6 protein-coding genes and 2 pseudogenes are annotated in these 11,100 nt (G+C 74.5%); 7 read left to right on the top strand and 1 reads right to left on the bottom strand.

Features of this window, described 5'->3' with window-relative positions:
* The 3 genes and pseudogenes from C3489_RS36935 to fxsT all read left to right on the top strand — a co-directional run.
* Window positions 1-241, top strand: a pseudogene (locus C3489_RS36935) (hypothetical protein); the annotation flags it as partial.
* A complete protein-coding gene (locus tag C3489_RS36930; RefSeq protein WP_103786517.1) occupies window positions 238-1,281 on the top strand; it encodes a MoxR family ATPase in 1,044 nt (347 codons plus the stop codon). The pseudogene C3489_RS36935 and the gene C3489_RS36930, both read left to right, overlap by 4 nt.
* A 136-nt stretch (window positions 1,282-1,417) precedes the next feature.
* Window positions 1,418-5,989, top strand: coding sequence for an FxSxx-COOH system tetratricopeptide repeat protein (fxsT, locus tag C3489_RS36925; RefSeq protein ID WP_258055117.1), 4,572 nt, complete (start codon window positions 1,418-1,420; stop codon window positions 5,987-5,989).
* A 337-nt stretch (window positions 5,990-6,326) separates the two neighbouring features.
* Here the strand turns inward: fxsT and C3489_RS36920 are convergent, their stop codons facing one another.
* Window positions 6,327-7,649: a cation:proton antiporter gene (locus C3489_RS36920; RefSeq protein ID WP_103786515.1), complete on the bottom strand. Its 1,323-nt coding sequence runs from the start codon at window positions 7,647-7,649 to the stop codon at window positions 6,327-6,329.
* Between the two features lie 221 nt (window positions 7,650-7,870).
* Here C3489_RS36920 and C3489_RS36915 point away from each other — a divergent pair, with 221 nt between their 5' ends.
* The 4 genes and pseudogenes from C3489_RS36915 to C3489_RS36900 form a co-directional block, all read left to right on the top strand.
* Window positions 7,871-8,974 (top strand): alpha/beta fold hydrolase, encoded by a 1,104-nt coding sequence (locus tag C3489_RS36915; RefSeq protein WP_308460839.1) that lies wholly within the window; start codon window positions 7,871-7,873, stop codon window positions 8,972-8,974.
* Window positions 8,971-10,104: a caspase family protein gene (locus tag C3489_RS36910; protein WP_103786513.1), complete on the top strand. Its 1,134-nt coding sequence runs from the start codon at window positions 8,971-8,973 to the stop codon at window positions 10,102-10,104. Before C3489_RS36915 ends, C3489_RS36910 begins: the two co-directional genes overlap by 4 nt.
* Window positions 10,105-10,204: 100 nt before the next feature.
* Window positions 10,205-10,432 (top strand): hypothetical protein, encoded by a 228-nt coding sequence (locus tag C3489_RS36905; RefSeq protein WP_103786512.1) that lies wholly within the window; start codon window positions 10,205-10,207, stop codon window positions 10,430-10,432.
* An 81-nt stretch (window positions 10,433-10,513) separates the two neighbouring features.
* Window positions 10,514-11,100, top strand: a pseudogene (locus tag C3489_RS36900) (radical SAM protein); the annotation flags it as partial.

Below are 11,100 nucleotides of genomic sequence, written 5' to 3'. Positions count from 1 at the left end.
CAGGGGAGTGTTCCCCGACGAACGGCGGGAAGTGATGACCGCTGTGTTCGCCGCCGTGCCCACCCCCGCGCAGATCCCCGCCGTGGTCCACCGGCTACGGCTGAGCGCCGCCCGCCACACCCAGGGGCCAGGGCGTTTTCTCGGTAGACATATCGGCTTTTTCTGGGACGATCCCACACGGCTTGTCGACATTCAGATCCCCGATCCCGGCGATCTCGCCAGCGAGGAGGCACCGGCATGAGCGCGCAGGAGCACACGGCCGCGGACGGCTGGCGCGTCTTCTACGCCACGGGCCGGCCGCCGGCCGCGCCGCCCCCGTTGCCCGAACCCCCGCCCTGGCGCCGGTTCCGCGGCGGCCCGGCGCAGCCCCCGCCGCCCGACGACCCCGAGGCCGCCGAGCGCCGTCTGGGCCCCGGCGACCTGGCCCCGCAGCTCGACGCGAGCGAGACGGACGTCGTCAACGCCGCGCTGGTGCTGCGCAGACCGCTGCTGATCACCGGTCCGCCCGGTGTCGGCAAGTCCACCCTCGCCTATCTGATAGCCCGTGAGCTGGGCCTGGGCCGGGTGCTGGAGTGGAACATCGTCAGCCGCACCACGCTCAGGGACGGCCTGTACGTGCACGACGCCATGGGCCGCGCCCAGGCCATCGCCGCCTGGCAGGCCGGCCTCGCGGACGCCGACCCATCCTCAAGAGAAGGTCAACTCCCGCCGCAACTGGGTGACTTCATCACGCTGGGGCCACTGGGCACCGCGCTGCTGCCCTACGATCGTCCCCGGGTGCTCCTTGTCGACGAACTCGACAAGAGCGACATCGACCTGCCCAACGACCTGTTGCACGTGCTGGAGAACGGAAGCTATGACGTCCCGGAGCTGGTGCGCGACGCCGCCGACACGGCCCGCGTCCACACCAGCGACCCCGGCGGCCGCGCCGAGGTGCGCCACGGGCGCGTGGAGTGCCGGGAGTTCCCGGTGGTGGTGATCACCAGCAACGGGGAACGCGAGTTTCCGGCCGCTTTCCGGCGCCGGTGCCTGCCCCTGGAGATGCGTCCGCCCGGCCGCGAGCGGCTGCTGGCGATGATCGAGGGACACCTCGGGACCCGGCCCGAGGGCGCCGAGGAGCTGGTGGAGGAGTTCGTCCAGCGCGTCCAGGCCGGCGGCACCCACAGCCTGGATCAGCTACTGAACGCTGTCCAGATGACTACGGCGGGTGGTTTCCAGGCGGATGGTGACGGGCGTAAGCTCGTGGAAATGCTGCTCCGCGACCTCGCGAAGGGCCGCTGAATTGACCGGTAGGGAGCGCGCATCCGGACTGGGCGACGGCGGACCCGACCCCGGGTCGTCGCCTCCTTCGGCGTTCCCTGAGCCGGAAGCGTCCCCGCGGCCGCGGGTCCCCGAGCCGGAGCCGTCCCCGCCGACGATGTCTTCCGAGGCCGAGCCGTCGCCGCCGTCGAGTACCGCCGACCCGTCGCGGCCGACGGCGTCCTCCGAGTCCGAGCCCTCCCGGCCGACGGCGCCCTCCGAGTCCGAGCCCTCCCGGTCGTCGACGTTCGTCGAGCCGGCGCCGTCCGTGCCGGCGGCGTTCCCCGAGCCGGAGCACCCCGAAGCAGAGCCGGCCCTTCCGCACTGGCAGGAGATCGCCGACGCGATCTGGCTCGCCGCGCACTGGACCCGGCACACCGAGCCGGACCCGGCACCCGGCCCGCAGGCACGCACCGACGAGCGCCCGGGCCCGGCCACCGCACCACCCGCCTCCGCCCGGCCCGCCGACGAGCGGCCGCCCGCAGCACCACCGCCCGACGAGGCCCCGGCCGCCGACGTACCGCCCCCGCCCCCGCCCGCACGCCCGGACGAGGGCGCCGAGCCGAGGCCGGCCGAAGTGGCCGCCACGGTCGCACTGTTACCCGATCCCACCGGCACCCGCACGCTGCACATCGGCCGCCCCCTGCTGCCCGCCGACGAGCCGGCGCAGCCCGGGCCCGGCCGGGCCACCGCCCTGCTCGCCCGCGCCCTGCACCGGCTCGCCCGCCGCATCCCCTCCCGCGACACCCTGGAACTCGACGAGGAGGCCACCGCCGAACAGGGAGTCGTGGACGGCATGTGGCTGCCCTTCCTGCGCCCCGTCCGCACCTCGGTCTTCGACCTGGTACTCCTCGTGGACGCCGCTCCCACCATGCGGATCTGGGAGGACAGCGTCGCCCGCCTCACCGAGGCCGCCGAACACAGCGGCGCCTTCCGCGGCGTGCGCGTCCTGCGGGTCACCGTGCCGCGCACCGGGACCGCCACCCTGCGCTGGCCCACCGGACGGCAGGCCGCCGACCCGGCCGAACTCCTCGACGGGCGGGGCGGCCGCGTCTTCCTCGTCGTCACCGACGGCCTCTCCCACGGCTGGGCCGCGCCCGCCGCCGACACCCTGCTCGGCCGGCTCGCCCACGCCGGCCCCACCGCCGTCGTCCACCTGCTGCCGCCGCATCTGCGCCGCCGCACCTCCCTCAACCCCTACGACGCCAGCCTGGAGGCCGGCGGCTTCGGCGCACCCAACGACGCCCTGCGGCACTGGGCGCCACCGGGCGGCCCCGACCCGCTGCGGCCGCTGCCCGCCGGCGGCGACGGCGCCGTCCCCGTGCCCGTGCTGTCGCCGCGGCCCGGGTCCATCGCCGCCTGGGCCGACCTCGTCACCGGCGAACGCGGAGTGCGCCGCGCCCTGCCCGTCGTCCTGGCCGGCACCCTCACCAAGGGCGCACCCGCCCCCGGACTGCGCGCCCCGCGCTTCCCGCGCGCCGCCGCTGCCGCCGTACGCCGGTTCTTCACCCTCGCCACCCCGGCCGCCCGCGCACTGGCCACCCAACTCGCCGCCATCCCCTTCGACTTCGACCTGGTGGAACAGCTGCGCCGGCGCACCATGCCGAACACCGGGCCCGACCACCTCGCCGAGATCCTCATGGGCGGGCTCATCGACTGGGACAGCGGCGACGACCACCCCGAGTTCGCCGACGGCGTGCGCGAGGCCCTGCTGGCCACCACCACCCGCTCCCAACTGGCCCGGACCGTCAGCGTGGTGGGCGAGCTGCCCGCCGCCGGCGAGCGGGGCGTGGCACTGCGCGCCGCCCTGCGCGACCCCCGCGGCGCGACGCTGCCCGACCCGGCCGCGCGTGGCTGGGCCCGCAGCGAACTGGCCGTGATGCGGGCGCTGTCAGGGCCGTACGGCGAGCGGGCCCGGCGCATCGAGCCGCACCTGACCCGGACCGGCGCCGCCACCGCCCTGAAGGCCGGTACGGCTGAACGGGTGGACACCGGTTTGTCGAATGCTTCACCCACTGCGGTGAACCAGGCGGGCCCGGTGCTCGCTCCCCCGGGTGGAGAAGGCAGTGATCCAGCGTCGAGAGATGACGAGACTCCTGGAGACCACGTGCCAAGCCTGGTGACCGACGCTACCCAACCACAAGCCCCGGAGGCTGAACCGCTCATGCAGAGCACCACGACCGCAACGCCGGCCCAAATGGTGAACGTGCCGCTCAGGAACACCTCGTTCGTCGGCCGCCAGGCGCTGCTCAGGGCCGTGGAGGAGCAGCTCAGCGCCCAGGACACGACGGCGGTCCTGCCCAACGCGCTGCACGGTCTGGGCGGTGTCGGCAAGAGCCAGCTGGCGCTTGAGTACATCTACACCCACCAGCACGACTACAAGGTGATCTGCTGGATCCCCGCCGAGCGCGAAAGCCTCATCCTGGCCGCGCTGGCCGGCCTCGCGAGCAAGCTGGGCGTCGCACCCGTCGGCCAGGACAGCGCCGCCGCCCCCGCCGCGAACACCGCCGTGCCGGCCGTCCTGGAGGCGCTGCGCACGGGCAAGCCGTACGACAACTGGCTGCTCGTCTTCGACAACGCCGAGGACATCGACAAGGTGCGCAACTACTTCCCCACCAACGGGCCGGGGAAGGTCATCGTCACCTCCCGCAACCGGGGATGGGAGCGGGTGGCGACCTCGCTGCCGGTGAACGTCTTCGAGCGCGCGGAGTCCATCGAACTGCTGCAGAAGCGCTCGCCCGACCTGACCACCGAGGACGCCGACCGCCTCGCCGAGGCTCTGGGCGACCTGCCGCTGGCCGTGGAACAGGCGGGTGCCTGGCGGGCGGTGACCGGCATGCAGGTCGACGAGTACCTCGACGCCCTCGCCCAGCGCAGCCCCGAGATCCTCGAACTCGACCCGTCGCCCGACTACCCGGTGTCCGTCGCGGCCGCCTGGAACATCTCGCTGGACCGGATCAAGGAGAAGAACCCCGGCGCCCGGCTGCTCCTCGACATCTGCGCCAGCATGGCCCCCGAGCCCATCCCGCGGTCGATGCTGCGCGGCAGCCGCGGGGTGAGCATCACCCCGGAGGTCGACCCGCTGCTGCGCGAGCCCACCAAGCTGAGCCGGGCCATCCGTGACCTGAGCCAGTTCTCGCTGATCAGGGTGGACGTCCGGTCCGACACCCTCCAGATGCACCGGCTGCTGCAGACCGTGCTGCTGGCCAAGCTGGGGTCCGAGGAGCGCGAGCGGATGCGGGACGCGGCCCACCAGCTGCTCTCCGCGGCCAAGCCCGGGGCGCCCGGGTCCTCCCTCGAATGGCGCGCGTACCAGGCGCTGCTGCCGCACGTGCTCACCTCGCAGGCGGTCACCAGCACCGACGACTTCGTGCGGGAACTGGTCGCCGACACGATCTGGTTCCTCTACTACTGGGGCGACCACGAGGGCGCGGCGAGCCTGGCCCGGCAGACCTGGAACGCCTGGATCGCCACCTCCAGCGAGGAGGACATCCAGCTGATCAACATGGCCAAGTGCCTGGCGTTCCTGCTGCGCCAGGTCGGCGAGGTCGGCGAGTCCATCCCGCTCACCGAGCGGGCGCTGGAGATCTCCCGGCGGATCGACGCCGAGCCCGAGGTGCTGATCGACTCGCTGTGCGAGATGGCCGACGCGTTCCGCTACCAGGGCCTCTTCGAGGAGGCCCGGGACGTGGCGAAGGAGGCCCGGGACCTGGCCCGGTCGCAGTTCGGCACCGACGACCCCGTCACCCTGCGCGCCACCCACGCCTACGGTGTCGACCTGCGGCTGTGCGGCCAGTTCGCGGAGGCGCTGCCGCTGGACCAGGAGAACGCGCGCCAGCGCGACCTGCTGCTCGGACCGGCGAACTTCTTCACCCTCAACACCCTCAACGCGCTCGCCATCGACATGCGCGAGAACGGCGACTATCCCGGCGCCCGGGAGTTCCAGGAGGACGTGTACCAGCGGGCGCGCGACACCATGGGCGAGGAGCACCCCCTCACGCTGCGCATCGCGCGCAACCTCGCGGTGTGCCGCCGGCGCGACGGGGCGATCGCCGAGGCCGCCGAGCTGGCCCGGGAGACGCGGCGCCGGTTCGTCAACCGCTACGGGGAGGACCACTTCGACTCCCTGACGACCGCGACCAACGTCTCCGTCGACCTGCGTCTGGCCGGTGACCTGGAGGCCTCCCGGCGGCTGGCCGAGGAGACCGTCCAGCGCTACGAGCAGCGCCTGGGCAAGAACCACGCCTACACGCTGCTCACCAAGGCCAACCTGGCGGCCACCCTGCGGGCACTGGGCGCGCTGGACGAGGCGCAGGAGCTGGAGGACGACGCGGCGCAGCGCCTGGCGGACACGGTCGGGCCGCACCACGTCACGGCCCTCACCGTCGCCATCGGCCAGGCCAACACGGCGTACGCGCGGCTGGACTTCGAGCGGGCCCGGGGCATCGACGAGGCCAACCTGCCGCGGCTCGCCGAGGCCGCCGGCGACATGCACCCGCTGACCCTGTCCTGCACCGCCAACCTGGCCCTGGACCTGCGGGGCCTGGGCCGCGGCCCGGAGGCGGACGAACTGGAACGCAAGGCGGTCGACGGCTTCGCCGGGGGCGTGGTCCGCCCCGACCACCCCTGGCTCCAGGCAGCCCGCCAACGCCGCCGCATCGAATGCGACATGGCCCCCATGCCGCTGTAGCGGTTTCCCTGGCGGGGAGCCCCGCGAACACCCAAGGGTGCCTGTGCCGAGTCCGCGACGGCTGTTGGTCGCCGCTCACCTGCGAGCACGGCAGCGTGTGACCGCCGGGCGGCGTTGCGTCGGCCCGCGCCGGGCCGCGTCGCGCGGGCCGGCAGGGGAGCAGTGATTCCCGGGCCGGGTCGCGCCACCGCGCGGCCCGGCGCGGCCCGCCGGGCGGCGCGGGGACCGCGTCGGCGGTCGGCCGCGTCCGCGGCGCCCGAGTCGTACGGCTCGGGCGGCCCCTCCCCGGCGTCCCCGGTCGGTCGTCTCAGTCCCTCACCGGTGTGCGCCCGGGCCCCTACAGGCCCGGAAGTCCCGTGCCTGTCGGGTCCGGGTGGGACGTGTCGGGGGGTGCCATGTCTGCGGCGTGGTCGGTGGGGGTGCGCGAGCGCCTGAGCGTGGTGCCGTGGGTCAGACGGAGGAGGGGCTGGGTCAGCAGGGTCGTCGCCAGGGCCATGAAGACCATGACCGTGTAGAGCTGTTCGCTCAGCAGGTGCGCCTGGTAGCCGGCGTTGAGGGCGATCAGCTCCGTCAGACCCCGGGTGCTCATCAGCACGCCCACGGTGCGCGCGTCCTCCCGGCTCAGCCCGCTCAGCCGCGCCGCCACCGTGCCGGGGCCGACCTTCGTCACCACCGCCAGCACCGTCACCACCAGCAGGGCCACCCAGCCCGTCGCGTCCATGCTGCCCAGCGCCACGGCCTGCCCGGAGACGACGAAGAAGAACGGCAGCAGCAGCGAGCTGACGTCGTGCAGCGGCCGGACCAGGTCCGGATCGAGCGTGCCGTCCTCCTCGCGCGGCAGCACCGCACCCGCCAGCAGCGCGCCGAAGATCACGTGCAGCCCCAGGTAGTGCGTCACCCACGCCGACCCCAGCGCGAACCCGAGCAGCAGCGCCAGCCGCAGCGACGGCTCCATGGCCGTCCGCCACAGCAGCCGGCGCAGCAGCGGCCGGGCCACGACCGGCATCAGCGCGATGAAGGCCACCGCGAGCAGCGCCCGCCACTGCCAGGCCAGCGACTGCTCACCACCGCTGTTCAGCAGCGTCCCGGCCAGCACGGTCCAGCCGAGCACGTCGAGCAGGCCGGCCGCGGACACCGCCACCACCCCGGGCACCGTGCGGGCCAGGCCGTTCTCCCGCACTATGGCCGTCAGCACCGGAACGGCCGTTATCGACAGGGCGATCCCGGCGAACACCACCACGGCGGGGGAGAGGTCGCGGGGCATGCCGAGGTCCCGCAACCGCTCCCGGAACAGCAGCGCGCACCCCGCGCCCACGGCCATCGGCACCACGAACGCCGCCACCGCCACGGACACCGCCGACCGCGCCCGGTCGCCCAGGATGCGCAGATCCAGCTCGTAGCCCACCGAGAAGAGGAAGACGACGAGGGAGATCTGCGCGAAACCGGTCAGCGCCGGGGAGATCCCCTGCGGGAACAGCGTCTCGTGCACCCCGGGCGCCGCACTGCCGAGCAGCGACGGCCCGAGCGCGATGCCCGCCGTCAACTGGCCCACGATGTACGGCTGTCCGAGCCGCCGTGCCAGCCACCCTGCGGCATGCGCGGCCACCAGGATCAGCGCCGAGGCGCCGACGACATGCAGGACGAGCGCGTCAGGGCTCACGGTGTCCCCCTGTGGTCCGGTGGGCCGGTCCGGTCCCCCGGGCCGCCGACGGGGATCGCACGCGTGCTCGATCCCAACTTCCTTATGATACTGGTAACTTGACGTCCCAGCGGCAGTCGTACACGGCGCTGCACCAGTGTCACGGGGGGCACATGACGGCGGTCGTCTTCATCCATGGGACAGGGGTTCGGGAACCGGGCTTCTCTGCGACGGCGGGGCGCGTGGCGGCCGGACTGACCGAGCTGCGCGACGGACTACGCATCGTGCCCTACTACTGGGGCGGCACGCACGGCGCCACGCTCGCCGCCGGCGGAGCCAGCCTGCCCCCGGCCGCCGGCACGTCCCGGGGTCTCGGCGAGGCACCCGCCGCCGAACCGGGTGACGAGACCGTGGCCGCCTGGGCCGCCCTGTACGCGGACCCGTACGCCGAACTCGCCGTGGCCGCCGGGGGAGCCGCCCCCGCCACCGAGCGGCCACCGGGTGCCGTACCGCCCGCGCAGACCCTGCAGGCGCGGCTCGCCGCACTGGCCGCCCAGGGCGACGCGCCCGCCGCCGAGCTGGGCCCCGGCCTGGCCCGCGCCGCCGGTGACCTCGCCGCCCACCCCCTGCTCGCGCCCGCCGCCGAGGCCCTGGACCCGGACGACCTCCCCGCCGTAGCCGCCCGCAGCCTGGCCGCCCGGGTCATCGCCAACGCGCTCTACGCCGACGCCCCGCTGATCCCCGTCGGCGAGACCCGGGACGACATCACCGAGCGGCTCGCCGAGGCACTGGGTGCACCGCCCCGGGGCACGCAGCGCGGTGTGCGCTCCCTGCTGCTGCGGACCGCCGGGTCGGCCGCCTCACGTGCCGTCGTGCGCCGCCGACGCGCCCTCACCGAGGCGGCCCATCCCGCCGCCGGGGACGTCCTGCGCTACCTCACACGGGGCGCCGCCGTCCGTGCCGACCTGCGCTCCCTCATCGAGGGCCTGGAGCCGCCCGTCGTGCTGGTGGGCCACAGTCTGGGCGGCATCATCGCCCTGGACACCCTGATCTCCGCCCCGCTGCCGCAGGTCGCGCTGCTGGTGACGGCGGGTTCGCAGGGGCCGTTCCTGTACGAGTCCGGCTCGCTGCCCTCCCTGGAGCCCCCCGCCCCGCTGCCGCCGCACGTCCCCGACTGGCTGAACCTGTACGACCCCCGGGACCTGCTGTCCTATGTCGGCGCCGCGCTCTTCCCGGGCCGGGTCACCGACATCGCCGTCGACAGCCGCCAGCCGTTCCCGGCAGCGCACAGTGCCTACTGGACCAACCACGTGGTCTACCGGCACATCGTGGACCGCCTGCCGTGACCGGCCCCTCCCCGTCGGCCGCCGTCGACCCGGCCCGCGTCCACGCCCTGATCGTCGGCGTCGAGTCCTACGGCGCAGGGCCTGCCTGGGACCTGCCCGGCCCGGCCCGTGACGCGGTCCGCTTCCACGCCCTGCTGCGCGCGGCGGGCGTACCCTCCGGGCAACTCCGCCTGCACCTGGCGCCGTTGCCGCCCTACCGCCCCGAAGTCCCCCACGAGCCCGCCGACCAGGCCACCCTGCGCCGTGTGCTCGTGCAGGAACTGCCCCGGGCGCAGGGCGAGGTGCTGTGGGTGTGGTGGGGCGGCCACGGCGCCCTGGACCGGTCCGGGCATCTGCGGCTGTTCTGCGCGGACGCCACGACCGCCGACAAGCTCGGCATCGACCTGGACTCCGCGCTGGAGCGCTACCGCAGTGACGCCGTGCCCGGCCTCACCGAGCAGCTGTGGGTCGTGGACGCCTGCGAGACCTTCGAGGAGGATCTCGCGCTGCGCGAGCAACTGCCCCCGGACGCCCTGCCGATGGGCCGGCGCACCCTGGTGCACCGGCAGACCGTGCTGCGGGCCGCCGGCCGTGGCCGGGCCGCCGCCAACGACCCGGTGCGCGGCACCGGTCTGTTCTCCGACGTGACGCTCGGCCTGCTGGCCGAACGCGCGGGCGCGCTGCCCGCCCCGCCCGATCCGGAGGAACTGTTTCCGGCCGTCCGGGCACGCATCGCGGCTCTCAGGGAAGCGGGCCGAACTCTGCAGTATCCGGAGATCCGGCTGCAAAGCCCCGAGCGCGGCGAAACCCTGACCCCGTCCCCGCCTCCCGCCGGCCCCCGAGCCCCCTCCCCGCTGCAGCGGGCGGTGGACGCCCTGATGGCCTATCCGCTGATGGGCGACCCCACCGAACGGCAGACCGTGGTCGCCACGCTGGGCCCTGCCGTCACAGGGACGCTGCCGCGTCATCCCAGGGCACGCACGGACGCCGCCGGCATCCTCAACGGGCTCGCCCGCAACCGTCCCGAGGCGCTGTGGGAGCTTTACGACGCGGTGGTGTCCGTCGACGACGACCCCGGGCGGGGCCGAGAACTCGACGCGGCACTGCGGGACTTCGCGTCCTGGGCGGGGCGCCCGCGCGATCAGAGATGATCGAGTGGCGTGATCGTACGGTTTTCGACGTGGGCATGAATGGCCATGATGGAAAAGAATGCGGGGCATTGCGTGCCACCGTGCGAGAAGGGGGACCGTCTTGGACCAGCTGTCCGCACTGCGAGAAGCCGAAGCCGTTCGTGAACCGGCCCGCGCCCGGGGCGCCGACGGCTGGGAGTCGGACCTGGCCGACCTCGCGGCGCTGCCCCTGACCGAGGTGGACGGTCTCGACCCGCTCCCCGACGCGCACCGCCTGCTGCGGGAGGTCCTGCGCGCACGCGGCGGCATGCGCGGAGGGGGCGAGGGAGGCGGCGCGCGGGCCGAGTAGCCCGGCCCCCGCGCCGAGGTCCCGTCAGGTCCGTGACGTGAGCCGGGCCCCCGTACGTCCGCCCTGCGACCGGAGGTCCCGATGACCAGCGAGCAGTGCCAGCCCCACCTCCGCATGCCCACGGGCCTCTTCGCGGAGCTCGCCGCAGGCGGAGGCTCGGCCGAGGCGATGGCCTTCCTGGAACGCAGCGAACGGACCCGCCGGCTGCTGCTCCTGCGCACCCTGCTGGACCGCTTCGAGGCGCTGCCCACCCCGCTGACCCCGGCCGCCGACGCCTGGCGGGTCGTCAAGGAGGCGTCCCGGCGGGCGCCCGGTCCGGTGGACCGTCTCCTGCTCGCCCCCGCCACCGGCGGCTGGATGGCCCATGTGCTGCGCCGGCTGTACGGCACGGCGTCGGGACCGGCGCTGTGGACCGAGACGGGCCACCTGTGCGCGCTGGCCGTCTCCGCCTCCCTGCTGGCCGGGACGGAGGCGGACCTGAGAGTGGTGCTCACCGACGGCCGGCTGAGCCTGCCGGGCCTGGGGCTTGCCCGGCTCCCCGAGGCGCCGGCCGGACCGGCGGTCGGCCGTGCCGTCACCCGCCGCGGGACGCTCACCCTCACCGGACAGGGCCCGTCCACGCTGACCATCCGCCCGTCGACCGCCGCCCTGGGCGAGCCGGCCGAGGG

Origin of the sequence: Streptomyces sp. Ru71, assembly GCF_002920535.1 — a bacterium.
Classification (GTDB): Bacteria; Actinomycetota; Actinomycetes; order Streptomycetales; family Streptomycetaceae; genus Streptomyces.
The sequence above is the reverse complement of the archived record's forward strand: the minus strand, read 5'-3'. Positions and strand labels throughout refer to the sequence as shown.

Bases quoted from the DNA above. Each gene is read 5' to 3' on its own strand.
- C3489_RS36930 (WP_103786517.1), top strand. From the start codon at position 238: ATGAGCGCGCAGGAGCACACGGCCGCGGACGGCTGGCGCGTCTTCTAC.
- fxsT (WP_258055117.1), top strand. From the start codon at position 1,418: ATGTCTTCCGAGGCCGAGCCGTCGCCGCCGTCGAGTACCGCCGACCCG.